This window comes from Pantoea sp. Mb-10 (genome assembly GCF_021272205.1).
Taxonomy (GTDB): domain Bacteria; phylum Pseudomonadota; class Gammaproteobacteria; order Enterobacterales; family Enterobacteriaceae; genus Pantoea.
Map to the genome: position 1 here is coordinate 256,012 of NZ_JAJSDX010000006.1, position 25,916 is coordinate 281,927.

Below are 25,916 nucleotides of genomic sequence, written 5' to 3' on the forward strand. Positions count from 1 at the left end.
AATGCAATTAAACTCATCCCAACCAGACATCGAAAAAACTCGCCAATTAAGGTGATGTAAGGCATGACATTTATGAAAATCGGTCAAATAGCACAAAATGTCAAGTTCCAGCAACCCCAATAAAAGCATAAGTCACGCTTTATTATTTAATGCTAAATACTCTACGGTGGAAAACTTAACGCAACATTAAATAAGCGCGCGTTCTTTGGCCTTTTTCTTATCTGTTGAAGATTGGTAGAAGTTTCTTGTGTGAACCGCCGCTATTCAGCACGCCTTTGGTTTCAGTGAGATGAATCCGCGTTCAGATGGCGTAAAGCGAAGGCGCGCAGGTTGGAAGAAAAGAGGATGCAAAAGAGGGGATTAACCGCTAATACCTACACGGCTTAAGGTTAAATTAAGTTTGATTCCCTAAGTTCCACCCACGATCCTGACAGAGCATTGAGAGCAGCATGGCAGCAGACAGATTGGGCGAGGCGGCGCTACGTCGTCACCATATTGGCGTCAAAACCAAAGGCGTGCGCTTCCGCGGCGCGCACTATGTGTTCCGCTACAGTGCGGGACACTATGAGGTGTTCCTCGATGAACAACGCGTGATGTCTCTCGCCACCCGCCATTTGCTTGAGGCGATTGCGCAATTTAAGCAGCAGTTATAACGCGTTTTACCCCCCACCCTTTTAGAGAGAAATCCCCTTGCGCGCTCGCCTATGTGACCGCGATCGGACGCTTACAATCGGTGCCAAAAACGTCCTGACAGCGATAAGTTATTCCATTCCCTCGATAATTTACTTTTTGCGCCGAGACGCTTACCCAATTAGGGTGGCTAAAATCTGGCCAAGGCCCTGATTCTTTTATAAAAACAATAAACATTTCAAAACAAAATTAATGATTGTGATGTAGGTCAAAAGGCTCTATATTGGCCGCGCTTTTTACAAAGCTGATACTTTTTTGTTCAATTTAGTCAATCGGCCAGCCATGACGAGCCCCGGTTGAAGGAGAGATATGATGACGGATAAAGTCCGTATTGATAATTTTGGTGCCCATTCATTCAACGGAAACAACGACGCATTCTTGGCTCGTCAAGCCGAGTTTGAATCTAACGTCAGGAGTTACCCGCGCAAGTTGCCTTTAGCGATCGCCAAAGCCAACGGCGTGTGGATCACAGATGTTGAGAATAAACAATATCTTGACTGCCTGGCCGGCGCAGGGACGCTGGCACTTGGTCATAACCATCCTGATGTTCTGCAGAGCATTCAAAATGTCATTACCAGCGGCTTGCCGTTACATACTCTGGATCTTACGACACCTCTGAAAGACCAGTTCTCTGAATCGCTGCTCTCGCTGCTGCCGGGTCAGGGCAAAGAGTATTGCCTGCAATTCACCGGACCTTCTGGTGCAGACGCCGTAGAAGCCGCGCTGAAGCTGGCCAAGAAAGTCACCGGCCGTAGCGGCGTCATCAGCTTCTCTGGCGGCTATCACGGCATGACCCATGGCGCCCTGTCGGTCACCGGCAACCTTTCACCGAAAGAAGCCGTGGATGGCATGATGCCTGAAGTGCAGTTTATGCCGTATCCACACCAGTACCGCTGCCCGCTGGGCATTGGTGGTGAAGCAGGCGTCAAAGCACTGACCTACTACTTCGACAACCTGATCAACGACGTTGAGAGCGGCGTTCGCAAGCCTGCGGCGGTGATTCTGGAAGCCGTTCAGGGCGAAGGCGGCGTGAACCCGGCACCGGCTGAATGGCTGCAGCGCATCCGTAAAGTGACAGAAGAGCACGGCATTCTGCTGATCCTCGATGAAGTCCAGGCAGGCTTCGCGCGTACCGGTAAATTCTTCGCGTTCGAACACGCTGGCATTCAGCCAGACATCATTGTGATGTCCAAAGCGGTCGGCGGCGGTTTGCCATTGGCCGTGCTGGGTATCAAGAAGAAATTTGATGCCTGGTCGCCTGGTCACCATACCGGCACCTTCCGCGGCAACCAGCTGGCGATGGCCACTGGCCTGGCCACGCTGAAGATTCTGACCGAGCAGAACATCGCAGCGAAAGTCGCCGCTCAGGGCGAATGGCTGAAAGCACAGCTGAAAGAGATGGCCAAGCGCTTCCCGGTGATCGGCCACGTGCGCGGTCTCGGCATGATGATCGGTATCGAAATTGTCAAGCCGCACGAAGCCGCCGATCACATGGGCAGCCTGCCTGCTGACGGTGAACTCTCTGCGCTGCTGCAGAAGAAGTGTTTTGAAGCGGGTCTGATCCTGGAGCGCGGCGGCCGCCACGGTGCGGTACTGCGCCTGCTGCCATCGCTGCTGATCACTGACGAAGAGCTGGCGATTTTCCTGGATAAATTTGAGCAGGCGCTGATTGGCGCTGGCGTCAAACCTGTGTAATTGGAAGAGTAAATGTCTGAAGTAAACCCGATTCTGGCCGCCTCCGCATCGAGCATTGAGGCGTACCAGCAGGCGATTGCCCAAAGCAGCGCCGCGGTTGTGCAGTGGCTGCAACAGCCTGAAATGTACCAAGGCAAAACCGTTGCCGAACTGCGCGAGCGTATCACGCTCGACTTCAATCCAAACGGCCTGGGTAACCAGGCCGCGATTGAACGCGCGATTGAATATTTTTTGAAAGACAGCCTGTCCGTGCACCACCCGCAATGTGTGGCGCACCTGCACTGCCCAAGCCTGGTCGTCAGCCAGGCAGCAGAAGTGCTGATTAACGCGACCAACCAGAGCATGGACTCATGGGATCAAAGCCCGTCCGCCACCATCATCGAGATCAAACTCATTGAATGGCTGCGTGCGCAGGTGGGTTATCCGGCGGGCGATGCGGGCGTGTTCACCAGCGGCGGCACGCAAAGTAACTTGATGGGTCTGATGCTGGCGCGCGATGCTTTCTTTGCGCGTCAGGGCCATTCGGTCCAGCAGGATGGCATCACGGGCGATCTGCGCAAAATCAAAGTATTTTGCTCGGAAAATGCCCACTTCTCCGTGCAGAAAAACATGGCGCTGCTCGGCCACGGCTATCAGTCCGTGGTGCAGGTGAAATCAGACGCCTTTGCGCGCATGGATCTCAATGACCTGAAAGCCAAACTGGCGCAGGCGCAGGCCAACGGCGAGCAAGTTCTGGCCATTGTCGCCACTGCGGGCACCACCGATGCAGGCGCGATTGATCCGCTGGGAGAGATCGCGGATATCGCTGCTGAGCACAATATCTGGGTGCACGTGGATGCGGCATGGGGCGGCGCCCTGCTGCTGTCTGAGAAATACCGTGACTATCTTAACGGTCTGGAGCGCGTGGACTCTGTCACGCTGGATTTCCACAAGCAGTATTTCCAGACCATCAGCTGTGGCGCCTTCCTGCTGAAAGATGCGCGTCACTACGAGCTGATGCGCTATCAGGCAGCCTATCTGAACTCTGAGTTTGACGAAGAGGCTGGCGTACCAAACCTGGTGTCCAAATCGCTGCAAACCACCCGCCGTTTCGACGCGCTGAAACTGTGGATGGGCCTGGAAGCGCTGGGGCAGAAACAGTACGCAGCCATCATCGATCATGGCGTGACGCTGGCGCAGGATGTGGCACAGTATGTCAACGCAACGCCGCGCTTTGAGCTGGTGATGCAGCCGCAGCTGGCTAGCGTTCTGTTCCGTTATCGCCCTGAGCAGATGTCTGATACCGCGCAAATCGCGCTGTTCAATCAGCGTATCGGCGATGCGCTGCTGGAATCTGGCCGTGCAAACGTGGGCGTGACTGAACATCAGGGCGTGACGTGCCTCAAGCTGACGCTGCTGAACCCCACGGTCACGTTGGATGACATTACGCTGCTGCTGGCGCTGGTGGAAAAAACCGCCAATCAGCTGCTTAACGCCTGAGTGCGATAAGCGCATCAAGCCGGTCACGGGCCACCCTGACCGGCTTTTTTATTGGCGCACCGCGCACCGTATATCTGTATGATGCGGCGGTTTGCCCCTCTCAGACCCGCTCTACGCCCTCTTTTCTTAGGATCCCCGCGTCAACCAAGCACGCTTTCAGAGTGCCAAACGCATCCTGACACTGGCGTTCGTCCACGCAGGCATAGCCCAGCAGCAATCCGCGACGCTCTTGTGGCAGCATGTAGTATTGCGACAGCGGACGCACCTTCACGCCGCGCCGCAGCGCCAGCGCCGCAATCGCCACATCATCACAGCCTGCCGGCAAAGGGATAACCAGGTGCAAACCGGCTTCGTGGGATGCCTGAGGCATAAATGCCGGCCCCAAATAACGCTCAATTAAGCCGGCAAGAAAGCGGCGGCGCTGACTGTAAAGCTTACGCATGCGGCGAATGTGCGCCACGTAATGGCCTTTTTGAATAAATTCTGCCAGCGCACGCTGTACCAGCAGATGCCCGCCGCGATAGAGCTCTGCCGCCGCGATACGCAGCGGCTGTGCCAGTGACTTCGGCACCACCAAATAGCCGATGCGCAGCGCGGGATAGAGCGTCTTACTAAAGGTTCCCATGTAAATCACCGGGGCATCCGGCTCAAACCCCTGCAGGGCGGGAAAAGGCTGCCCTGAAAAACGAAACTCGCTGTCGTAATCATCTTCCACCAGCCACGTCTTGTGCTTACGCGCCAGATCAAGCAGCTGCTTGCGGCGCTCAAGACTGAGATGGACCCCCAGCGGGTATTGGTGTGACGGTGTCACGAAAATCATCTTGGGTGCCCGCGCTCGCGGTGCCAAATCGGGCACGATGCCCTGCGCGTCGACTTCGCGCGCCTGGATTTTTAGGCCGTTGATGCGCAACAGATTACGCGTGCCCCAGTAACCCGGCTCCTCGATCCACACGGTATCCCCTGCATCGCACAGCACGCGGGTCACCAGATCCACTGCCTGGTGAATGCCTTCGGTAATGATGATCTGATCGGGTTCCGCACGCACAGACCGGGCGACGCTGAGGTAATCCGCCAGCGCCTCGCGCAGCTGAGGACAACCGCCGTTGCTGCTGTAAATCAGACGATCTATCTCCGGCTCGCGGCTGAGTCGCGCCTGAATCTGACTGAACAACTTATGGGGAAATTGAGTAACATCCGGCGCGCCAGGCACAAACGCGCCCCACTGGTAAGGCGACGCATTGGCGTGGCCGAGCAGAGAGGCCCCGCGCTTCGAGATCGCCGCTAAGCTGCGCGGAGAGGCCGTAAATGGCTCAGGCGTGCGCTGACTGTTTAACGAGCCCTCGGGCAGGTTCTCAGCAATCCAGGTGCCGCTGCCGGTACGGGCGGTCACATAGCCCTGTGCCATCAAATTTTCATAAACATTCAGTACCGTATTGCGCGACACCGATAACTCCCGCGCCAAATCGCGCGTCGCTGGCAAGCGCGTCGCACGGGGAAACACCCCTTCGGCGATAGCGGTTTGCATGCAGGTGAGCAGTCGCTGCTGCAACGTTCCCTCCGTGACAAACTGCAAGCGCTCCAATACATGATCGGCGTACAAACTCCGCAATTGGCTCCCTCCTTTTCTCTAAAAGTGGCTCTGGCAACGTGGCGCCGTGCAGGCATAAATAAGCGTGTTTGTCGTGTTTTGTAAAGACGCTTATCGCTAAGGAAAGGTTATGCAAGGTAAAAACAGCCAACTGCAGCAACGCAAAGATGACGCCCTGCCGCGCGGCACCGGCAATCTTTGTCAGTGGTATGTCGAGCACGCAGAGAATGCCACGCTGCGCGACGTTGAAGGCAACAGCTGGATCGACTTTGCGGGCGGCATCGCGGTATTAAACACCGGGCATCGTCATCCACGCATCGTTCAGGCGGTTGCAGAACAGTTAACCAAATTTACCCATACGGCGTTCCAGGTGACGCCCTATGAAAGCTATGTCGCGCTCGCAGAACGCATTAACCGTATGGTGCCGATTGAAGGCAAAGCCAAAACGGCCTTTTTCTCAACGGGCGCGGAGGCGGTCGAAAACGCGGTTAAAGTGGCGCGCGCCGCCACGCGTCGTCACGGCATCATCACCTTTGGCAACGCGTTTCACGGTCGCACCTTCATGACCATGGCGATGACCGGCAAAGTCGCACCGTACAAACGTGATTTTGGGCCTATGCCAGCTTCAGTGTGGCATGCGCGCTACCCCAACAGCGTGACCGGTATCACGACGGAAGCGGCGCTTGCCAGCTTGCAGGACATTTTCACGCAGGATATCGCTCCGCATGATGTTGCGGCCATAGTGCTGGAACCGGTGCAGGGTGAAGGCGGTTTTCACGTTGCCCCACCTGAGTTCATGGTGGCACTGCGTCAGTTGGCCGATGAGCACGGGATCTTGCTGATTGCCGATGAAGTCCAGAGCGGTTTTGCCCGCACCGGCAAAATTTTCGCCATGGAGCACTACAGCGTGAAGCCCGACCTCATCACCATGGCGAAAAGCCTGGCGGGCGGGATGCCGCTGTCTGCGGTGAGCGGACGTGCTGAGATCATGGACGCGCCCGGTCCGGGCGGCTTGGGTGGCACTTACGCAGGCAACCCGCTGGCCATCGCCGCCGCGCACGCAGTGCTGGATATTATTGCCGATGAGCAGCTGTGCGATCGTTCCGCGCGGCTGGGTGCGCAGCTCAACGATTTTCTGCAGGGCGCGCGCGCCAATAACAGCAGCATCACGGACATCCGCGGTCTGGGCTCGATGGTGGCGGTCGAGTTCACCCGTGCGCAGATCGCGCAGGCCATCCAGCAGGACGCCATGGCGCGCGGCTTGCTGCTGCTGACCTGTGGACCGCACGGCAATGTGATCCGCTTCCTGTATCCCCTCACTATCCCCGACGCGCAGTTTAGCCAAGCGCTGGATATCCTTAGCGCCGTTCTGCGTCAGCATCAGAACGGTTAAGCCTTGAAAATGCCCGACCTAGTGTAGGTCGGGTTGGGCATCTTGCTGCACGTCACCTGAAAACGCGCTGGAGAATGATTTATGAGTTCACAGAATACCGATGCGCTGGCGCAAGGCCTTAAGCCACGTCATGTCAGAATGTTATCCATTGCCGGTGTGATTGGCGCCGGACTGTTTGTTGGCTCGGGCCACGCCATTGCCGAAGCGGGCCCCGCCGTGCTGCTGGCCTATATCGCCGCCGGAACGCTGGTGGTGCTGATTATGCGTATGCTGGCAGAAATGGCGGTCGCCTCGCCGGATTCAGGGTCCTTTTCAACCTATGCGGCGAAGTCGCTGGGTCGCTGGGCCGGTTTCACCATCGGCTGGCTCTACTGGTGGTTTTGGGTGCTGGTTATTCCGCTGGAAGCCAATGCCGCAGGCACCATTTTGCACGCCTGGTTTCCGCAGGTTGCCGTTTGGGAATACACGCTGGCCATTACCATCATATTGACCGTCAGTAACCTGTTCAGCGTGAAGAACTACGGTGAGTTTGAGTTCTGGTTTGCGCTGCTGAAAGTGGTCGCCATCGTGACGTTCCTGGTGATCGGCAGTCTGGCGGTATTGGGTCTGTTGCCGGGCAGTAGCACCCAAGGCATCTCCCATGTTTATGACACGCACGGTTTCATGCCTAATGGCATCAGTGCGGTGCTGGCGGCCATCCTTACCACCATGTTCTCTTTTATGGGCACTGAGATCGTCACCATTGCCGCAGCGGAATCCCGCGAGCCGCAAAAGCAGATAACCCAAGCCACTAATTCGGTTATCTGGCGTATTGCGCTGTTTTATCTGCTCTCTATTTTCTTTGTGGTGGCGCTGGTGCCGTGGAATAGCCCAGCCCTGATGAAAAATGGATCTTATCAAACGGCCATGGAGATGATGAACATTCCGTATGCGCGTCAGATTGTGGATGTCGTGGTGCTGGTTGCCGTGTGCAGCTGTCTGAACTCGGCGCTTTACACCGCCTCACGCATGCTTTACTCGCTGTCGCGCCGCCAGGAAGCGCCAGCCTCTGCCTCGCGCACCACGGCCAGCGGCACCCCGTGGGTTGCGGTACTGGCGTCCACTGCCGCCGCGTTCCTGACGGTTATCGCCAACTATCTCGCCCCCGCGGCAGTATTTGAATTTTTGCTGGCCAGCTCCGGTGCCATCGCCCTGCTGGTGTATCTGGTGATTGCCGCATCGCATCTGGTGCTGCGTAAAAAGAAAGAGGCGCGTGGCCAGGTCCTGCGCTACCGCATGTGGCTGTTCCCTGGCCTGACGTGGGCAACCATCATTTTTATCGTTGGCGTCCTGACGTCCATGCTGTTTAACCCGCAGCACCGCTACGAAATCATCGCCACCGGCCTGCTGACGCTCGCGGTACTGGCGGCCAGCCGCCTGGTTCACCGTAAGCGCGCGGCGCACAAAAACAGCAAAGTGTTCGCGCTGCGTTCCTAAGGTTCATCTTCCGGGCAAGGATGCCCTGAACTATGAGGCGTACTGGACATCAATACTGATGGACTCTTCCGGTACGTTGATCGTCACCAGGCAGCTATTCCACACCGGTTTACCCTCCGTCAGATTGTGCTCAACAAAGTAGGCCTGGAACGCTTTCAACGCCTCAGTGAGATCGCCAATCGCCTGCGCATCCGGCTCAAACCAGTCCATCTCCCCTGCTTCATCAAGGTAGTTAAATTGATACTGTCCCCCTTCGCCGTCGGCAAAGAGTTCCGCGTTAACATACAGCGCCTGCGCCCCTTGCGGCCCACAGCTGAAAACGATTTGCGCGATGCGACGATAAAGATCTTCATAATTCATAGTGACATTCCTGGCGAATACGCCTACAGCCGCAGCGTCCGCTTGACTGGCCACCCTGCGCTGTAGGCTTTCTCGTGCGGTATTCATCAGCCGATCGATTGACTTTAAGGCAGACGATCGGAGAATGAGCCACCCGAGCAGTAAGTTAAAAAGAAAGGGAGTTTATCATAGCCTGTTCATCCTGTTTTTCACGCCCCGGTCGCGTAAAAGGCGCGGCAATGCTGCTGGCCGCCGCGCTGCTGGCGAGCTGTTCGTCGGAGCGCCCTAAGTCGCTGGTCACGCCGCTTCCCACGGTGACTCCGCCTTCTCCCTCGGCACCGTCAGTGGCACCGCAGGCGCCGGTACGCGGCGTGTGGCTGACCACGGTATCACGCCTCGACTGGCCGCCGGTCTCATCGGTGAACGCCGCGCCCGCCAGCCGTATTCGCCTGCAGCAAGCGGCCCTCATCACCAAGCTCGATGCGTTACAGCGTCTTGGCATTAACACCGTGTTCTTCCAGGTCAAGCCCGATGGCACCGCGCTGTGGCGTTCGCGCATCCTGCCGTGGTCGGATATGCTGACCGGGACGATTGGCGAGGATCCCGGCTACGATCCGCTGCAATTTATGCTGGATGAAGCACACAAACGCGGTATGCGCGTGCATGCCTGGTTTAACCCCTACCGTGTTTCAACCAATGTGAAACCCGCCACGGTCAACGCGCTGAACAAGACGTTATCCGATCAGCCCGCCAGCGTGTTTGTGCTGCACCGAGACTGGATCCGCACCGCCAGCGATCGCTTCGTGCTTGACCCCGGTATTCCGGCGGCGCGCGACTGGATCACCAGCATCATTGCGGAAGTGGTGGCGCACTATGACATCGACGGCGTGCAGTTTGACGACTATTTCTACGCGGAGACGCCGGGTTCAACCCTGAATGACAGCGCCACCTTTCGCGCATACGGTCAGGGATTTGCCACCAAAGCCGACTGGCGACGCCATAACACGCAGCAGTTGATCGAGCAGGTCTCACGTACCATTAAGCAGCTTAAACCGCAGGTGGAATTCGGCGTCAGTCCGGCGGGCGTTTGGCGCAACCTGTCCCACGATCCGGCGGGCTCTGACACGCGCGGTGCCGCCGCCTACGATGAAGCGTATGCCGATACGCGCCGCTGGGTACAAATGGGGCTGCTGGATTACATTGCGCCGCAGATTTATTGGCCATTCTCACGCCAGGCGGCGCGCTACGATGTGCTGGCGAAGTGGTGGGCCAACGTGGTGAAACCCACGCATACGCGCCTCTATATCGGCCTCGCGCTGTATAAAGTGGGCGAACCGTCGCGGCTCGAGCCTGAATGGACGGACGCAGGCGGCGTGCCGGAATTGAAAAGGCAGCTCGATCTCAACGACGCACTGCCGCAGATCAGCGGCACGATATTGTTCCGGGAAAATTACCTCAATCTGCCGCAAACCCAGCAGGCCGTGGACTATCTGCGCCAGCGCTGGGGGGAAAGCAGTAGCGAAATGCGCCGCCAGCACTAAGGTATTGGCGGCGCTGAGCTAACGGTTAAAACGTCGCGTTCAGGCCAACGTTCCAGCTCACCTGATGGTAATCGCTATTGCCTGCGACGCTAGAGACCCCGGCAAAAGCGCTGACCGTCTCGCCGATCGGCACGCTGGCACCCAGCGACAGATCGACCCAGTTTTTGTCCCCTGAATCCACGCGGCGGGTAAACGCCGTGCGGGTCGATTTCAAGCCACCGCGTACGGCAGTATCGGTATCGCCAAACTGATGGTTCATGGTGACTTGCGCCCACGGGTTAACAGGCCATTGTTGACTGTCAATACGCCAGCCTAGCGCACCGATCTGGGAATGCTGAGTTTGGTCGGAAAAGCGCATCGCCGTGCTGCTATCACCGTTTTCGCTGTACCCGCCAATGCGGCCATAATCCAGCGCGTAGCTGGCGACCGGCCCGGTGGTCAGGTGGGTGCCGAGAGGAATATCCCATCCGGCCTGCACCCGCGCCCCCAGCAGTTTACCGCTGCTGTTGCCCTGCTCACTGCGCGTGGCCGGTCCAATCGCGATACGGCGCTCAATACTGTCGACATCCAAATCCGCGTAATGCAGATCGGCATTCACCCAGCCTTGGTCAAACACGGTAAGCTGGCTGTAGAGTGCCACCAGGTTACCGCGTAATTTATAATCGAATTTGGCGGAAGGCTTCATCCGCTGGTCGCTGGCCGAGAGCAGCACACCGGTTTGCCAGTTGTCGGTGATTTGATACCCGACCCCAACGCTGAGATTGGCGCTGGTGGCATCGCCCGCCTGTTCGCTGCCGCGATAATCCAGCCGCTGTCCCGCATAGCCGCCGAACACCGTAACATCACCCGCGGACGCAGGACGCTTGCGCTGCTGCTGCAGATGACCGTCCAGCGTGTTGTGCATATCACGCGTCATCATCAGCGGCGATTGTGACAGTGACGCCACCTGAGCAGGCGCATCAAGAATCGACTGAATGTATTGCGCAATCATGGCGTGTACCGCCGGGCTGGGATGCAAACGGTCGGCAAACAGATACGCCTGCTCAGTGCTAAAACCGGCGTCTGAGGAGCGGCAATCGGCGGCCGAGGTGCCCACCGGACACGCGAACCCCAAGGTGTTGGTGAGACCATAGCGGTAGGGATCGGCGATCACCTCATTCAGCAACCCGGCAATATCCGCGCGCACAATGTTACCGTTGAGTGTCGCTAACTGTGCTTCCTCCTGCTGGTTATATTGCTCCGCCAGCGACGTAGCGAGCGCGCTGGAGGATTGCCACAGTTGGTATAACTGCTGCGCCAGCGCATCGCGCACCAGCGGGATGCTGGAGAGTTCTCCGGCCGCCGCCGTAAAGGCCGTGAGCGCCGCCTGGTTGCGCGCCGCCAGCGTCGGCGTCGTGGCGTTATCCAGCGACTGAAACGCGGCCGTCAGTGCCGAAGCCCCCAGCGGGGTAGCGATCAATTCCACGATCAGCGGCGTAACGCCTAACTGCGGCACATTGGGCACGATGACGGTGCCTGCGCCTGCGTTCAACAGCGTGCCCACCTGTGACGCCGCCGCCGTCGCGCTGTTCGTGACGGTCGTCCGCGCCGTTAACGGCGTCATCAGCACCGCCTGGCCGATATCATTCGCCCCTATCCAGTGAATGTAGAGCCCGTTGCTGTCAGCCCGCCCACCGGTGGACTGCAGATACGCCGCCAGCTGATCTTGGGTATTGAGCTGAGGATCAAGCGCCGGCACCGCCACCGCGCCGCCCTGCGCATAATTGCGCCCACCTGCGGAAGACGGTTGTAAATTTTCCCCCAGCCGTGCGGCGAGGATTTCGTCGTAGAGCGCATGCTGACTGCCGTCAAAGGTGTAACGCCCCACGTTGCCGCCGTCGCTCAGGCTATCGCCGAACACCGTGAGATTGTCCCACGCCAGCGCCGAAGCCGACGACAGCAGCGCTGCACAAGTTGCAAGGCGCAACGCAGACAGCGCGAAAGTGCGATTTTTCATTATCCACTCCGTAATAGGCTAAATGCCCGACATACCAAGGAGGCGCGCACGTCATACCGCAGCGGCGCGCGCCAACAACTGTCATCAGTGATGCGAAAAACTAATGTAAGAACAAGGACGTTTAAGGTGTAGACAGGAAGGAAACGCAATACCAGTTTACTTAACTGAAATTGCGAGCTGTGTGAGTAAGATTTCATCTCAGCATGAGCATATTGTTCTGTTTTTACCGCTGCGTGACACGCGCGATGATTTACCTGGCTGCGCGCAGCTTAAGTTTCATTTAAGCACGCCGATAATAATCACAGCGAGGGACTATGCGCGCCCCCAACAGGGCGAATGACTCCAACACCAGGCAGTATTTAACACTATCCCGGCCAGCGAAAACGCAAAGAGGCACCTAAGTGTCCGGCCGGAGTTAACCCGCGCAGCCGCAACGTATGCCGCTGTGCCTTTTCGTTCAACCATCACTATTTGCCTGAGGTCTCACATGTTCGGGGTAAAGACAGCTAACCTTCCACTGCCCTTTTCCAAAGGTGGCAATGTCCTGAGAGATGTTAATGCGATCAAGCAGCACGTCGCCTGGATCGAATTTACGCCTAACGGCGACATTTTGACGGCAAACCCGCAATTTCTCGATGTTACCGGTTATTCGCTGCGTGACATTCAGGGCCAGCATCACCGCATGTTTTGTCCGCCGGCCTTTTCTCAAACACCTGAATATGCCGCGTTCTGGCAAACGCTGGCCTCAGGTGAGTCCGTGACCGGTATTTTCGAGCGAATCAATAAAGCGCAGCAGCGTTTTTACCTCAGCGCCACCTATTTCCCGGTGCGCGATGAAAAAGACCACGTGTATAAGGTGATTAAACTCGCCAGCGATATCACGCAGCGTCATCAGGAGTTGGAGCACAAAGAAGCGGTGATCGCCGCGCTGGATCGATCCATGGCGGTGATTGAGTTTACGCCAGACGGCCATATTCTCACCGCTAACGACAATTTTCTCACCCACATGGGATATACGCTTCCCGCCCTCGCCGGGCAGCACCATCGCCTGTTCTGCTTTGACGCGTTTTACGCGGAGAATCCGGATTTCTGGCGCAAAATTGCGCGCGGACAGCATTTTGTTGGCCGCTTTGAGCGTAAAACCGCCAGCGGCGAACGTATCTGGCTGGAGGCGAGTTATAACCCGGTGTTCGATGCCGAGGGCAATGTCTATAAGGTCATTAAGATCGCCTCCGACATTACCGCACGCGTAGAAGCCGCCAAGCGCGTGGCGGATATCGCCCTGACCACCTCGGAAGAGACCTCACAAATCACCGACAACGCCAATGAAGTGCTGGAAGAGACGGTGCGTAATTCCGGGCTGGTTGCGGTGCAGGTCAAGGCGGCCACCGACATCGGCATTGAGCTGAATGACTCCGCGAAAAGCATCAATGAAGTGGTCGAAACCATCAACATGATTGCCGGCCAGACCAACATTCTGGCGCTCAACGCCGCAATCGAAGCCGCACGCGCGGGTGAAGCCGGACGCGGGTTCAGCGTGGTGGCCGATGAAGTACGCCGCCTGGCCGCCTCAACCGCCAGCGCCACCAAAAAGATCACCCAAGTGGTGGAGCTCAACACCCAGCTGATTCAGCAGATGGATCAGCAGTTAGGTGAGGTGAAACAGTTTGTGGTCTCCGAGCAGGACAAAATCAGCGTGCTGGCGCGCAATTTGCGTGAGATCAACAGCGGCGTGCATGAGTTTGTCAATGTGATTAACCGTCTGGATGTGTAGCGGTCGAGGGGCGCTTCGCGGCGCCCCTTTGGCATGAGCGCGAAGCCGCATACCGTATCACTATTTTCATTGACGCCTCCGGGCCTCACGCCAATGCCAGAATAATGCGTTGTGTTAATCCAAGCTCCCGCCTGACGTTTATGGCGCCCCCCAAAAGCACGACAGCAGCGCCGTTGAGGAAACCCGACCCTGCCTAAAACTCACCTTTATGCGGCATTATTCCCGCCACGCTCGCGCAGGAATGATGCCGCAGCACCGTTATTCGCGAATCGGCCGGGTTTGAAACTGGACTTCCACTCGCCGGTTACGCTCATCGTCTGGTGACAGGTTGCGCAGCGGCTGCGAATCACCAAACCCCGCCACGATCACGCGCGTAGCCCTTTGCCCGTCAAGGCTGCCGATCAGTAACTTGCGCGCCTCGCGCGCGCGCGCGGCGGAGAGCGTAAAGTTATCGTCATAAACCGTGCAGAATCGGCTAAAGTCGGTGACCGGATTACTAACCTGCAGATTGTCCGTGTGACCTTCAACAAAGACCTGCGCCGAGGGTGATCCCTGAATAAACTCCGCCACGCGCGGCGCGATCTTTGCCAACGCCTCTTTGGCCTGTGGTGTAATGCACGCGCTGCCGCGGGCGAAGATTTTATCGCGCAGCGTAATTTTACCGTTGCCAATATCAAACGCCACCAAGCCGCTGTCACCCTGCTGCGCGACGGCGTCCTGCATACTGTGCATCAGATCGTTTAACTTGCGCTGCTCGGCGGCCTGCCCGGTATTTTTTTCCTGCTCCCGCTTGAACGCAGCAAACTTGTTCTGCAACACCGACAGCACCAGCATCAACATGACCACCGCCATCACGCCCGCCATCAGGTCTGAAATGGAGATCCACTCACTGGGTTTCTCTTTCATACTGTCGGCAGCGCCTCACTCTTTTTCTCTGTCAGCAGCATACGCATGTGGCGCGCTTCCATTTGTACACCGCTCATCTGCTCGCCAACTTCACCCAGCACGCGCGGAAGATTTTGCTGTGCTTCGGCAATCTCACCAAAGCGTTTAAGCAGCATTTCCGTATGCTGATTACTGTTAGAGACAGCGCGTAGCCCCAGCTGAATTTCTGCGGTGACCTTTTCGATGAATTTGGTCATCGCGGTAACCTTGCTGTTGAGATCCAAGCTCGTGTCGGAGAACTCACTCATGGCATTCTTCAGATTATTGGCGGATTTTTTCGTCTCCTCGCTAACCTGATTCATTGTGCGATCGATCTGCGCAGACATATTGTTAACGGAGTGACTGATTTCTCCGGTGGTTTCGGTCAGCGCCTGCGACATCTGCCCCATGTTGTTGACAAACGCCTGATCCATATTGCTGATGGACGTGCTCAATGAATCCTTTATTGCGGTCATGGTGCGCGTCATTTCCGCGCTGGACTGCGCAAGCTGCGTCCGCATTTGCTGAATGTTTTGGTTGAAGTCAGCGCTCATGCTGTTCACCACCTGGCTCAGCTCTTTACTGACGCCCTGCATCATGCTGCCCAACTCGGTGCCTAACGTGTCCACCACCTGTTGCAAGCTGCTGGCTGAACCGGCCACTCGCTGTGAGGCATCGCTCATGGTACTGGCTGCCTGCTGAAGCGCGGCCATATTCTCCTGGCTGCTGGTGGTATAGATTTCCAGCAGCGCGCGTGACTGCTCGTTGATGCCGGCAATATCATGTAACACCGCCAGCTGATGCTGATGGCGCAGCACATCGCTCTCTTCTGCGCGCTTGGCCTGCAGCGCAAATTCATCCCGCAGTGCCGCTGTCTGCGCGGTAAACGTCTCACGCAAAGTCGCCGTCTGAGCAGAAAGCGCCTCCACGATCTGCCCGGATGCCGCCAAACGGTGCTCCTGCTGCTGGATTGTTTGCTGGCGCTGCGCATCGTCGCGCTGCTGCTGGCTGAGGTTCATCACCTCTTTCATCTTGTTGATGCACCAGTTCAGCCGACGTTCCTCAAAGCCGTACAGCGACTCCCATACTTTCAACAGGATAAAGGCAATGATTCCCCACGTTGAGGTCTTAAATTTGGTGCCAAGACCCTGCATCATACTCATCAGATCCTGCATTGAGCTGTCCATCGCCCCGACGGAGTTGCCGCTGTTTTGCAGGATATCCGACGCTTTATCCAGCGCCAGACCCAGACCGAGAAAGGTGCCAAGCAGGCCAATGATTAGCAGCATACCGGGCATGATCACCGCGACTTTTTCCGCTTTGGTTGCAATCGCCTGGCTGAGTTCTGCCGCCGATCCATGCTCCGCGGTTAGCCCCGCTGGCTCGCCCTCTGCTGCACCGTGCAGCCAATTTTGCTGCCAGTTTCTCTCCCGGGCATTCTTCATGACACACCCACAGCTCACCACGACCAATAAAGCAATAATGACAAAAAACGTCAGCTGGATCGGATCGTTGCCGGGCACCAAAAAATGGCCGACCTCCTGAAGCATACTCATGCCGCCACCTCAACCAGCTGGGCCTGTTGAGTGCGCGCCTGACAGTCCTGCTCGAAGATGTTGGCAAAATCGACGATCAACCCCTGTTCCTGATCGGACAGCGATCCCCAGCTGCGACCGTTCTGCGCGCAATCGATCAATAGCTGACCCACGATGGCGCCTTGCTCCAGCAGATAGTCGCGCCCTTCCGCCAGTAGCGTGGCTTCGTCTTTCTCCAGCATCTGCAGGAAACCTTCCGCCGCATTGACGTAGAAGCGTTTCTCCAGCGAATCCTGACCCAGCGCCTCGAGCCGCTGGGTGTCACGTGGCAGACTTAGGCTGAGATCGTTGAGCTGCACCCCCTCTTCGGGCTCCAACTCTTCGTTGGCTTTGGCACGCTGTAAGCGCCGGAACAACATGTTGTCTTTCGCAAGATGCCTATTCAGCAGCGCCCACTCTTCTTCTACCGCCTTACGGTTAATCTCCCAGGCGATGATCATCTCTTCAAAAATAAACGGAATAATGGGTTTGCCGAACAGGCGTTGGGTCATGTGATCCAGCTGGAGGGTTTGCGCATCGCTGAACGATGCATGCTGTTCTATCAGAGCCTGTGCCGCTTCAACGATAAAATACATATCCTGATTGATATCGTCTGCCTGCTCAATTTTCAGCATTGCGCTGTCGTAATACGCCAGCAGTTTTTGTACGGCGCGCAGCCGCAGGTAGTATTCAAAGTCTTGCAGATCGTCTTGCTCAACCGCGCGCTCGACGCTGGCCTTGACCACCAGATAGTTATTGAGTAGCGCCATGGCATCGATCGCGCCGCGCGCGTCACCCTGCAGGTGCTGCTGCGCTTCTGCCAGCACCTCTGCATGACGGCGCGCTTCGGCCATCGCCTCCTCATCCATGCGCTTTTTCTGCTGCTCTTTCGCCCAATTAATGATCCATTCAATGGCCTGCTTCACTTTTTTCGCCAAGGGACTTTTGTCGATGCTTTCCAGTAGGGCCAGCGCTTTGTCCAGCAGCACTAGCGCGCCTCTGAGCCAAGGAAACGGCATCAGATTGCCGATCTTTTGCACCACGATGCGTATCGTTGAGATGAACGGTTTCACCCGCTGCCACATTTGATTGACCTCACCGATAAAACCCTCGGCTTTCTCCGCCATAAAGTCGATGGCTTTATTCGCCAAACTTTTGGCCTTTTCCACCAGCGACGAACCGATCTCCACGACGGTTGATTTCACTGACGACCACACGTTTCTTATCCAACCCATGATTTTTCCTTAGCTCACACCGAGTAATTTTTTAGCAACATCAATTTGCGAAGACGCGGCATTGCCAGCGCCCGAATTTATGGCGCTGTACGCCTGGCGCACCCGGGCGATCGACTCGCTAAGGTGGCTGAGGGTCAAGCGAGGTGGGCCTTCCCCCATTAACGCTTTGGGTAAGGCAAGACGCAGGCAGTTACGGATATCCCGCCCGGAAAGGGCGTCAGAGAGCATCACCAGCTCGTGCAGGTAAGATTGCCGGTCGCCCGCCAGTGGAATGCCACTGACCAGCATTTTCGACCAAATCGCCAGCCGTTCTGCCTCACCGGGGAGTTCAAAGCCAATATGCTGAGTAATGCGGCTAAGAAAGGCAGGATCGTAGTTTTTAACGAAGTTAGTGGCAAAGATCGCAATGCCCTGATGTTTTTCCAGTTCAATCAATAACGTTGAGCGCATAGCGTTGACTTCGTTATCGATGCCCTGCGTCACCGAGGAGAGGCGTTTACCGAGCAGCGTATCGGCCTCATCAAAGAAAAGAATGGCCCCCTCTTCGCTCGCCTGGCGGAACAAGCTGGCGATGTTTTTCGCCGTTTCCCCCATGAATTTGCTCTCAAGGTCGGCGATGCTGACCATCATGATGGGCTGTTGCAGCGACCCGGCCAGCGCCTCAGCGGTCAAGGTTTTACCCGTGCCCGGCGGACCGTAAAAATTGAGCGCCACGCCCTGCCCGGTGGGATCGACCGCTGCAAAACCCCACTGGTGATAAATGGTGTCATAGTGCTGGATTTTGGTCATCGCCTCGGCCAACTGCTGCTGTACCGTTAGCGACAGCGTAACATCCTGTTCAAGCGTAAAGCGCGGCGTGCGGCTGCGTATTTGCGTCGGGGGTTTTTCCGGGGCCTTATTGAACTCACGGGCCTGATTAAGAAGCGTAGAGGGTGCTTTAGCCGTTGACATACCCAATCCTTGGTTGATCGCTATGGGAACGTTTATCGGCTCGCTTAATAAAAGGTTTAATGAAATTTAAGTGATAACAGAAGCGTGGGCGGTATGACGGTAACGTAAGGCGGGAGGGTGGCATGATAACCTTTTGCGTGTCTGCCTGGCGCCAGCCGCAGCCTCGTTTGACTCACGGCTGGCCTAGGGCTCACATCATCTGCGGTTGGCGCAGCGACGCGCCTTGCGCGAAACGCGCCAGCCGGTAAGGCGTGATATCCGTGAACAACGGCTGTTCATTGACCAGTTGCGCACACAGCTGGCCTGCGCCTGGGCCAATGCCGAAGCCGTGGCCGCTGAAACCGGACGCGATAAACAGGCCCGGTACGCTGTCTATGCGATCGATTACGGGCACCAAATCCGGCGTGGTATCGATCCAACCGCCCCAGGCGTGATCGACCGCAATCCCCTGCAACGGGGGAAAAAGCTGCACCAACTGCTGTAGCGCCTCGCGGATTTGCGCGCTATCCGGCGTGGGATCGAGCACGCGCATTTTCTCAAACGGAGAGACGTCGCGGTGCGTCCAGCGCCCTGCCGCTTCCGGGCCGCTGAAAAATGCGCGATTCAGCCGGAAGCCCAGTTTTTTGGCGATTTTGCTGCGATAAAGCGGATAAAATTTCAGGGCGTAGCGGATATTCTGCGGCGCAAGATCGACCTGACCGCGGCCCGCCAGCGCCACGGTATAGCAGCCATCTTCGCGGCGGCGCAGGCAAACGCTGCCGGTGCTCAAGCAGCCCTGTGTAATCTCTGCTGCCGGGGTAGTTTTGAAGGCGGTGCCGAGAATGTTCGCGCTCGGTAACTCAATATCGTACTGCTTGCAGAAGCGTGAACTCCAGGCACCACCGCAGCAAATCACTCGCTCGGCTTTTACGCGACCGCGCTCGGTCCATACGCCTGACACGCGCCCGTTGCTGATATCCAGCGCACGCACGGCGCAGCGTTGATGAATAAACGCGCCCAGTTGCTGAGCCCCGGTGGCGATGGCTGGCGCAGCCAGGGCAGGCTCGGCGCGGCCATCCAGCGGCGACCACAGTCCGCCTTTCCAGGCGGCTCCGGTGCCAAGACGCGCACGCGTTTGTTCGGCCGTGAGAATCTCACTCACAAACCCCATTTCTTTCGCCTTGGCGCCCCACGCTTCCCAGCGCGCCACATCCTGTTCATGCACCGTACCGTAGGCGATCCCCGCGCGACGAAAGCCCAAATCGAGTCCTGTTTCCGCGCGCAATGCCGCCCAACGCGCGAGACTCTGCATCGCCATCGGCAGCTCATAGAGGTCACGATTTTGCTGGCGTACCCAGCCCCAGTTCCGGCCAGACTGCTCGCCTGCAATCACTCCCTTTTCAAACAGCGCCACCGACACGCCCTGCTTCGCCAGCTCATAGCTCACCGACGCGCCGATAATACCGCCGCCAATCACCACCACATCCACGGCTTCGGGAAAACGCTCACTGTTTGCAACGCAACGAAGTGTAATACGCATAGCTAAAGGGGACCTTTTCTAACGGGTGCACGGAGTCTCGCCCTGCACTGTAACCAATCTCCCGTGCGTTAGCAGCCTTTATTCCGCGCGCGAGTTAAGCTCCCGCGATCGCATCGCCCACCGCATAGATGCGGCAACCGACGTGCCCCGCGTGGTGCTGATTGCAGTTGCTTAGCGCTTTTGCTGCGGCGGCATCGGCGGTGCGGGCCCAGTAGGCGGCGCCCCAGCTGCCGTCCTCGCCGACGGCAAACGCTTTTTCGTAGCGCCGCGCGCGCTGATATGCCGCGAAAGCCTGTTTGCCGCCAGCATTGTTGAGTTGAGTGGGTGCGGTGAGCGGGCTGTCAGGCAGCGCGATCTGTTCACGATACGGCAGACCGTTTTCTTTCAGAAACGCGCCAACCGGCGGCCACCAAAACGCGGACGGCGCGGTATCCATCACCACGTGACCATTGTTGCCGAAAGCGGGTAAGGCGCTGAAGCGCGCGGGCGCGCGGTGTGCGGTATAAGCCGTGTAAAAATCCTGCGCCATGGTCGGCGAAAAGTCGCTATCGTTCGCGGCATACAGCCACAGCGAAGGCACGTTAACACCGTTACCGTAGGCAGAAAAAGCGGCCAGCAGGCCCGGTTTATCGCACAGCCGTTTGCCATCGATAGCGCCTCTGCCGCCTGCGAAATTAATCAGGGCCTTGACGCCCGGAGGATTGACGGCACCAGCGGCAAGCACGGCAAAGCCGCCCGCCGACATGCCCACCAGCACCGCCGTATCGGCGGACGCCCACGGCTGTTTTCTTACGCCAGCCAGCGCCGCGAGCAGATCCCGGGTGTCCTGTTGACCAGCCAACGTATGACGCGGCTGTGCACAGGTGCCATGGGTATATTCCGCCTCGCCGCTGGAGTCACCATACCCTTCACGCATGACCGCTACCGCCGCATAGCCATGCTGCGCAAATGCCAGCGCCGTTGAAGACAAATAATTCGGGTTCATCACGCCACGGTCGAATTTCGCGTTGCCGGTAGAACCTTGCGTGATTAACGCCACCGGCAGCGCGGTTTTCCCTGCCGGGCGCGTCACAAAGGCATCCAGCATCGCCGGTTGCCCGTTGCTCAACGTCACCTGCAAGCGGAGAGGCTCTCGCACAAGGCCAGCGAATTGCTGCTGTGAAGACCTCTCGCTCAGCGCGGGAGCCGATAAGAATAACAGCGTCACAATAAGCGTGGTGAAAGTGACAATGGGGCTTTTCATGGCTGCATACCTCATAATGGCTTTCCGCACGCGACATGCTTGATGCGGTGGATCGATGTTATTTTTAGCATTTCCCGTCCTCAATACGGCTAATAGGTGCCATCGTGTCGTTAAGTTAATAAACACGCCTTTGTTTTAAGAGAGCCGTTTCGCGAGAGAGGGAGCGAGCATTTCTAACGCGTCGAGATCGCTACGCAGGCACAGCAAATCTTCACGACAGGTTAATGCTTCGTTGCAGTGACTCACATTCCAGATACATTGCCACAGCGAGTGCTGAGCGTTGATGATGGGTGCCAGATAACCCAGCGCGTTGTGCTCGTGAGCAATAACAGAAAGAAAATGTGCCTCCGTCTCAATTTCAACGGAGATGTCGGCGAGGCTTCTGAGCATCAAGCCCAAATCGGGATCGTTATCCGCCAGCTGGTGCGCGGCAAACAGAAGATTATGGGATTGTCTGAATCTGGCGATTAACGTCTGCGTAAGATGATGAACACCGATCATAAGAAAATACCCGGGCGCTTACCCCTTAAAATAATATTGCTTTGATTTAGCGAAATCCGTAAACAGCGTCAATGTGCAAAAGTGTTGAAAATAATTACAAACAGCTAAGTTAAGGGTTGAGTAAATAATAAAAGCCGAGGGTGATTTTTAATACTGTTAACCAATAAAGATAATATAACTGCACGTTTCTTTTATGGCCGATCGGCAGGGTGCGGCGCTATCGCGCGCGCAGTCACTGTTCGCGGTTTAGCCCCTCAAACTACCCTTAAATGCCGCGGCATTGTAAACATAAATGAGGCGAATAGGTTTACAAGTCACGGGTGAGTGCCGCGGCGTGAACCTCATTCAGTTCTTTGCGGCCTGGTCAGAGGTCTATCTCTCTACACAGCCCCCCTGAGCGGCACACGCGCGCATTAAACGCTTACCTTGCCGCATGCGCGATCGCGTTTGGCGGTGACAAAACAATCACGCGATCGGCTGAGGCGATGGTGGTCTGACGATGCGCGATGATGAGGCGCGTAATACATAACTGCTTGATGGCCAAGCTCACCTGATGCTCACTTTCAGCATCCAGCGCGCTGGTAGCTTCATCCATTAATAGCAGTCCCGGTTTTTTATACAGCGCGCGGGCGATAAACAGCCGCTGCTTCTGGCCGCCGGAGAGCCCTTCCCCTAGCTCGCCAACCAGCGTCTCGTAGCGCATAGGCAGGGCGTCAATCACCTCGTGCAGCGCGCTCATGCGCGCGCAGGTCAGCATCCACGCTTCATCCACCTCTTCGCTGAAGGCGCAGATATTTTGCCGAATCGACCCGGCAAATAGCTTGTCGTCTTGCATCACGCAGGCGATACGTTTCTGGTAGTTGTTGATGCCTAATTGCTGAATATCAATACCGTCCACCTCGATCCTGCCGCTGTCAGGTCGGATCAGTCCACAGAGTACTTTCATCAAAGTGGTTTTCCCGCAGCCGGACGGCCCTACGAGCGCCACGCTTTCCCCGGCGGCAAGCGTGAACGTAAGGTCGTGCAATACGCGGGGCGCATCACCCTCGTAGCCATAATGCAGAGCGTGCACCTGCAGCGTGACGGGCTGCAAGGCTGCGAGATAAGGAATATCAACGCGGCGCGGTTCTGGTTGATGTAGTGCAATATCGGCGATGCGCTCGTTATGCAGGCTCGTCATGCGTAGCTGCAGCAGAAATTCGATCAGCGAGCGGATGCGATCGGAGAATTGGCTGCGAAACACGCCGAAGGCGACGAACATCCCGAGGGTCATCTGGTTGTCCATGACCAGCCGCGTACCCAGCCATAAAATCACCACGTTATCACACGCCACAATGAGCGAGTTCAGCCCGCCCAGCAGCATCTCCACCTTGCTGAGACGGATACCGGTGTTGATACTGTCGATATGCAAATTAAGCCAGTGTTCAGCGCGGCGCGCCCCCATGCCCTGCATTTTAACGGTGCCAATACCAAAAAGCGTCTCCATAAAAAACGAGCTGGCGCGCGCGTCTTTAACCAGCGCCTCCTCCGAAAGCGCCCGATAATAGGGGTAACTGACAAGCCGAATCAGCACATAAATCAACATGAAGGCCGTGACAACCGCGGTGAGCCAGCCGCCGTAAAGCAGCATCATCACCAGCACACCGACCACCATAATGCTGTCCATCATCGCGCCGACAATGCTGGCAGTGAACGTGTCACGCAGTGCGCCCAGTGAGGCAAAGCGCGCCTGAATATCGCCCAGCTTCCGCCGCGCAAAATAGTCCAGCGGCAAGCGCAATAGATGTGTAAAGAGTTTGGATTGCCATTGCACATTGATGAGCGTGCCCAGTACCAGCGAGGACCAGACGCGCACCATGCTCACAGCGCCCTGCAGTAGAATGAAGAGCAGCAGAGCAAGACATATCAGCGTGAGTAAGCTGCGATCGTTGGCAGGGATCGCGTGATCCATCACTAATTGCGTGCCGACGGGCAGTAGCAGGGTAATGCTTTCCAGCACCAGCGACAGGCAGAAGATTTTTGCCAGGGCGGGTTTCAGCCCGTGAACCCCGCGCAGCAGTTTGCCCGGACTGAACTGATGACGGACGGCCATGGGAGTGAAATGACTGTCTGGCCACGCCTCGAGAGCTACGCCGGTAAAGCCGTTCGAGAAGGCTTTCCACGTGAGATGCCGCCGCCCCAACGCCGGATCGTCCAACGTTATGCGTCGCCTGCTTACGCGCACCAGCACCACGAAATGATTAAATTCCCAGTGCAGCAGGCAAGGGAGCCGCAGCGCAGTGATTTCATCCAGATCGAGCGAGAGCGGCCGCGTGGCTAAGCCGAGCTGCTGGGCGATGTCGCACAAGCTGGCAAGCGTCGTACCGCGCGAAGAGCGCGCATATTGATGGCGCAGGCTCATTAAGTCCACGGGTTTACCGTAGTGGCGACACATCATCGCCAGACACGCGAGTCCGCACTCTGCCGCTTCAGTTTGCTGCACCAAGGTGCTTCGCCTTATCGGCCGTATCGCCAGCTGATCGACCAGGCGCTTAAACCGCGAACCAGGCATCAGTTCTCCCCGCTGCGCTGTGTTTGAGATCGTAAAACGGTGAGAACATCCATTGCCAAAGTGGGCGTGTTTCCAGCAAAAGAATGCTTTCCGCTTTCATGCCGTTTTTCAGCGCCACGCTTTTGCCTTGATACACGATGGTCTGCTTTGCCGGACGCACCACCACCTTATACAGCGGCTCGCTGCCCGTAATGGCGGTGCGTGGCGCGCCCTGCCAAGTCAGCATCTCCTGCGCGGTGGCCGGCACGGTTGAGATCAGTGAAAGGGTGCCCGCGAACTGACCGAACGTTTGTGCGGGAAAAGCTTCGTAGCGGATATTGACGCCATCCCCTACGGCCAGATAAGGAACCGCATGATTCGGCACCCATAGCACCAGCGCATAATGGTCAATGCGCTGCGGCAAAAGCTGCATCAGGCTATCCCCAACGTTAACCATCTGTCCTTCGGTGACACTCAAGGCGTTGACGTACCCCTCGGCCACGGCGTGGACAATGACGCTTTCCGTGGCCGCGATGGTCAGCAGCTCTTTTTGCCGTTCGGCACGCTGAAGCGCCATCTGATGAATTTGATTGTCAAAATCCGCGGCCTGCAGAGTGAGCTGGTTCTCCAACGCAACAATTTGCAGTGCGTTTTGCTCGTTCTGACTCGACAAATTAAGAAGGCCATTTTGCTGCTGGTAGTAAAGCGCGGCCTGATTGGTGAGCTGATCGCGGGTAATTAAGCCTTGGCGCTGGTAATCGCGATAATTATCCAGCGTGCTTTTCATTAGACGAACGCCTTCTTGCGCGCGCGTAACGATGTCGCTTGAGCGGCGATACGCCTGCTCGTACTGCTTTTTTTGCTGCGTCAGCATCGCCAGCGCGCTGCTTTTGCTCTGCTGTAGGCGATCGATAATTTGCGTGATGCGCGTGAGTTGGGCTTCCACTTCCTTACGCTGGTTGTCGCTCATTACGCCCTGCTTACTGCTTTTACTCACGTTAATCTCATACAGCGGCATCCCCACGCTGACGTTCTGCCCCTCTTTGACAAACTGCTTGACCACCACGCCTTGCACGGTGGCGTAGAGGTTAGCCGCACGGGGAAAAGTCGAGACTTCACCGCTCACCGTTACCCGTCGCGTGTAGCTGCCGTAGATCAAAAACAGCAACAGCAGTGCCATAAACAGCGCACATCCGCTCGCTACCCACCCCCACGGAACGCCGGGAAGCAGCAATACACGTGCATGCCAGGCGTGGTGTGTGACCGCATCCTTTCTGAACATAAGCTTTCCATAGATAAATAAACATCAAACAATACAGTGCGCACATTAAATAACGGCCTTTCTATTTAATGCATTAACCGCGACATGAAGTTAGGGGTTAGCACCTTCACTGTAAAGCAAAAAATAGATAATTTTATATTTAAGAATTTTTAATTTTTATTTATCGAATATATTTAATCGATCGCG

Annotated in this window: 19 protein-coding genes; 7 read left to right on the plus strand and 12 right to left on the minus strand. The window is 56.8% G+C overall.

The features are described from left to right. The first annotated feature begins 449 nt into the window (after window positions 1-449). The 3 genes from LU196_RS14490 to LU196_RS14500 all read left to right on the plus strand — a co-directional run bounded on the left by LU196_RS14490 (window position 450) and on the right by LU196_RS14500 (window position 3,864). Window positions 450-653: a hypothetical protein gene (locus LU196_RS14490; protein ID WP_232760439.1), complete on the plus strand. Its 204-nt coding sequence runs from the start codon at window positions 450-452 to the stop codon at window positions 651-653. 346 nt (window positions 654-999) lie between these two features. Then, complete coding sequence (locus LU196_RS14495; RefSeq protein ID WP_232760441.1) at window positions 1,000-2,385, plus strand: diaminobutyrate--2-oxoglutarate transaminase; 1,386 nt, start codon at window positions 1,000-1,002, stop codon at window positions 2,383-2,385. Window positions 2,386-2,397: 12 nt separating this feature from the next. Further along, window positions 2,398-3,864, plus strand: a complete 1,467-nt coding sequence (locus LU196_RS14500) for an aspartate aminotransferase family protein (RefSeq protein ID WP_232760442.1) — start codon at window positions 2,398-2,400, stop codon at window positions 3,862-3,864. Window positions 3,865-3,964: 100 nt separating this feature from the next. Here the strand turns inward: LU196_RS14500 and LU196_RS14505 are convergent, their stop codons facing one another. After that, window positions 3,965-5,473 carry a PLP-dependent aminotransferase family protein gene (locus tag LU196_RS14505; protein ID WP_232760444.1) on the minus strand — a complete coding sequence of 503 codons (1,509 nt, stop codon included), beginning with the start codon at window positions 5,471-5,473 and terminating at the stop codon, window positions 3,965-3,967. A gap of 109 nt (window positions 5,474-5,582) precedes the next feature. Here LU196_RS14505 and gabT point away from each other — a divergent pair, with 109 nt between their 5' ends. After that, entirely contained in the window at window positions 5,583-6,845 is a 1,263-nt protein-coding gene (gene gabT, locus LU196_RS14510; RefSeq protein WP_232760446.1) for a 4-aminobutyrate--2-oxoglutarate transaminase, read from the plus strand. 81 nt (window positions 6,846-6,926) lie between these two features. Next, window positions 6,927-8,321 carry a GABA permease gene (gene gabP, locus LU196_RS14515; RefSeq protein WP_232760447.1) on the plus strand — a complete coding sequence of 465 codons (1,395 nt, stop codon included), beginning with the start codon at window positions 6,927-6,929 and terminating at the stop codon, window positions 8,319-8,321. Window positions 8,322-8,351: 30 nt separating this feature from the next. Here the strand turns inward: gabP and LU196_RS14520 are convergent, their stop codons facing one another. Further along, a complete protein-coding gene (locus LU196_RS14520) occupies window positions 8,352-8,681 on the minus strand; it encodes a hypothetical protein (protein ID WP_232760449.1) in 330 nt (109 codons plus the stop codon). 218 nt (window positions 8,682-8,899) lie between these two features. Here LU196_RS14520 and LU196_RS14525 point away from each other — a divergent pair, with 218 nt between their 5' ends. After that, the gene (locus LU196_RS14525; RefSeq protein ID WP_232760450.1) at window positions 8,900-10,201 is read left to right on the plus strand and encodes a glycoside hydrolase family 10 protein; all 1,302 of its coding nucleotides are present in this window, start codon (window positions 8,900-8,902) and stop codon (window positions 10,199-10,201) included. Between the two features lie 25 nt (window positions 10,202-10,226). Here LU196_RS14525 and LU196_RS14530 read toward each other — a convergent pair whose 3' ends face one another. After that, window positions 10,227-12,197, minus strand: coding sequence for an autotransporter outer membrane beta-barrel domain-containing protein (locus LU196_RS14530; protein ID WP_232760452.1), 1,971 nt, complete (start codon window positions 12,195-12,197; stop codon window positions 10,227-10,229). Between the two features lie 487 nt (window positions 12,198-12,684). Here LU196_RS14530 and LU196_RS14535 point away from each other — a divergent pair, with 487 nt between their 5' ends. Continuing rightward, the gene (locus LU196_RS14535; protein ID WP_232760455.1) at window positions 12,685-13,971 is read left to right on the plus strand and encodes a PAS domain-containing methyl-accepting chemotaxis protein; all 1,287 of its coding nucleotides are present in this window, start codon (window positions 12,685-12,687) and stop codon (window positions 13,969-13,971) included. Window positions 13,972-14,229: 258 nt separating this feature from the next. Here the strand turns inward: LU196_RS14535 and LU196_RS14540 are convergent, their stop codons facing one another. From LU196_RS14540 to LU196_RS14580, 9 genes are all read right to left on the minus strand, one after another. Further along, window positions 14,230-14,877 (minus strand): OmpA family protein, encoded by a 648-nt coding sequence (locus LU196_RS14540; protein ID WP_232760456.1) that lies wholly within the window; start codon window positions 14,875-14,877, stop codon window positions 14,230-14,232. Next, complete coding sequence (locus LU196_RS14545; protein WP_232760458.1) at window positions 14,874-16,451, minus strand: methyl-accepting chemotaxis protein; 1,578 nt, start codon at window positions 16,449-16,451, stop codon at window positions 14,874-14,876. The genes LU196_RS14540 and LU196_RS14545 overlap by 4 nt, the downstream gene beginning before the upstream one ends. Continuing rightward, window positions 16,448-17,704, minus strand: coding sequence for a hypothetical protein (locus tag LU196_RS14550; RefSeq protein WP_232760460.1), 1,257 nt, complete (start codon window positions 17,702-17,704; stop codon window positions 16,448-16,450). Before LU196_RS14550 ends, LU196_RS14545 begins: the two co-directional genes overlap by 4 nt. A 9-nt stretch (window positions 17,705-17,713) precedes the next feature. Further along, window positions 17,714-18,655 carry an ATP-binding protein gene (locus LU196_RS14555; protein ID WP_232760462.1) on the minus strand — a complete coding sequence of 314 codons (942 nt, stop codon included), beginning with the start codon at window positions 18,653-18,655 and terminating at the stop codon, window positions 17,714-17,716. A gap of 190 nt (window positions 18,656-18,845) precedes the next feature. Next, complete coding sequence (locus LU196_RS14560; protein WP_232760463.1) at window positions 18,846-20,174, minus strand: FAD-binding oxidoreductase; 1,329 nt, start codon at window positions 20,172-20,174, stop codon at window positions 18,846-18,848. Window positions 20,175-20,268: 94 nt separating this feature from the next. Next, window positions 20,269-21,417, minus strand: a complete 1,149-nt coding sequence (locus LU196_RS14565; protein WP_232760465.1) for a dienelactone hydrolase family protein — start codon at window positions 21,415-21,417, stop codon at window positions 20,269-20,271. Window positions 21,418-21,552: 135 nt separating this feature from the next. After that, entirely contained in the window at window positions 21,553-21,918 is a 366-nt protein-coding gene (locus tag LU196_RS14570; RefSeq protein WP_232760467.1) for a hypothetical protein, read from the minus strand. A gap of 421 nt (window positions 21,919-22,339) precedes the next feature. Further along, window positions 22,340-24,469: a peptidase domain-containing ABC transporter gene (locus tag LU196_RS14575; RefSeq protein WP_232760469.1), complete on the minus strand. Its 2,130-nt coding sequence runs from the start codon at window positions 24,467-24,469 to the stop codon at window positions 22,340-22,342. After that, the gene (locus LU196_RS14580) at window positions 24,450-25,730 is read right to left on the minus strand and encodes an HlyD family secretion protein (RefSeq protein WP_232760470.1); all 1,281 of its coding nucleotides are present in this window, start codon (window positions 25,728-25,730) and stop codon (window positions 24,450-24,452) included. Before LU196_RS14580 ends, LU196_RS14575 begins: the two co-directional genes overlap by 20 nt. Window positions 25,731-25,916 lie beyond the last annotated feature (186 nt).

Bases quoted from the DNA above. Each gene is read 5' to 3' on its own strand.
- LU196_RS14570 (WP_232760467.1), bottom strand. From the start codon at position 21,918: ATGATCGGTGTTCATCATCTTACGCAGACGTTAATCGCCAGATTCAGA.
- LU196_RS14560 (WP_232760463.1), bottom strand. From the start codon at position 20,174: ATGCGTATTACACTTCGTTGCGTTGCAAACAGTGAGCGTTTTCCCGAA.
- LU196_RS14545 (WP_232760458.1), bottom strand. From the start codon at position 16,451: ATGAGTATGCTTCAGGAGGTCGGCCATTTTTTGGTGCCCGGCAACGAT.
- LU196_RS14490 (WP_232760439.1), top strand. From the start codon at position 450: ATGGCAGCAGACAGATTGGGCGAGGCGGCGCTACGTCGTCACCATATT.
- LU196_RS14535 (WP_232760455.1), top strand. From the start codon at position 12,685: ATGTTCGGGGTAAAGACAGCTAACCTTCCACTGCCCTTTTCCAAAGGT.
- LU196_RS14580 (WP_232760470.1), bottom strand. From the start codon at position 25,730: ATGTTCAGAAAGGATGCGGTCACACACCACGCCTGGCATGCACGTGTA.
- LU196_RS14550 (WP_232760460.1), bottom strand. From the start codon at position 17,704: ATGGGTTGGATAAGAAACGTGTGGTCGTCAGTGAAATCAACCGTCGTG.
- LU196_RS14565 (WP_232760465.1), bottom strand. From the start codon at position 21,417: ATGAAAAGCCCCATTGTCACTTTCACCACGCTTATTGTGACGCTGTTA.
- LU196_RS14500 (WP_232760442.1), top strand. From the start codon at position 2,398: ATGTCTGAAGTAAACCCGATTCTGGCCGCCTCCGCATCGAGCATTGAG.
- gabT (WP_232760446.1), top strand. From the start codon at position 5,583: ATGCAAGGTAAAAACAGCCAACTGCAGCAACGCAAAGATGACGCCCTG.
- LU196_RS14520 (WP_232760449.1), bottom strand. From the start codon at position 8,681: ATGAATTATGAAGATCTTTATCGTCGCATCGCGCAAATCGTTTTCAGC.
- LU196_RS14540 (WP_232760456.1), bottom strand. From the start codon at position 14,877: ATGAAAGAGAAACCCAGTGAGTGGATCTCCATTTCAGACCTGATGGCG.
- LU196_RS14495 (WP_232760441.1), top strand. From the start codon at position 1,000: ATGATGACGGATAAAGTCCGTATTGATAATTTTGGTGCCCATTCATTC.
- LU196_RS14555 (WP_232760462.1), bottom strand. From the start codon at position 18,655: ATGTCAACGGCTAAAGCACCCTCTACGCTTCTTAATCAGGCCCGTGAG.
- LU196_RS14525 (WP_232760450.1), top strand. From the start codon at position 8,900: ATGCTGCTGGCCGCCGCGCTGCTGGCGAGCTGTTCGTCGGAGCGCCCT.
- LU196_RS14530 (WP_232760452.1), bottom strand. From the start codon at position 12,197: ATGAAAAATCGCACTTTCGCGCTGTCTGCGTTGCGCCTTGCAACTTGT.
- LU196_RS14575 (WP_232760469.1), bottom strand. From the start codon at position 24,469: ATGCCTGGTTCGCGGTTTAAGCGCCTGGTCGATCAGCTGGCGATACGG.
- gabP (WP_232760447.1), top strand. From the start codon at position 6,927: ATGAGTTCACAGAATACCGATGCGCTGGCGCAAGGCCTTAAGCCACGT.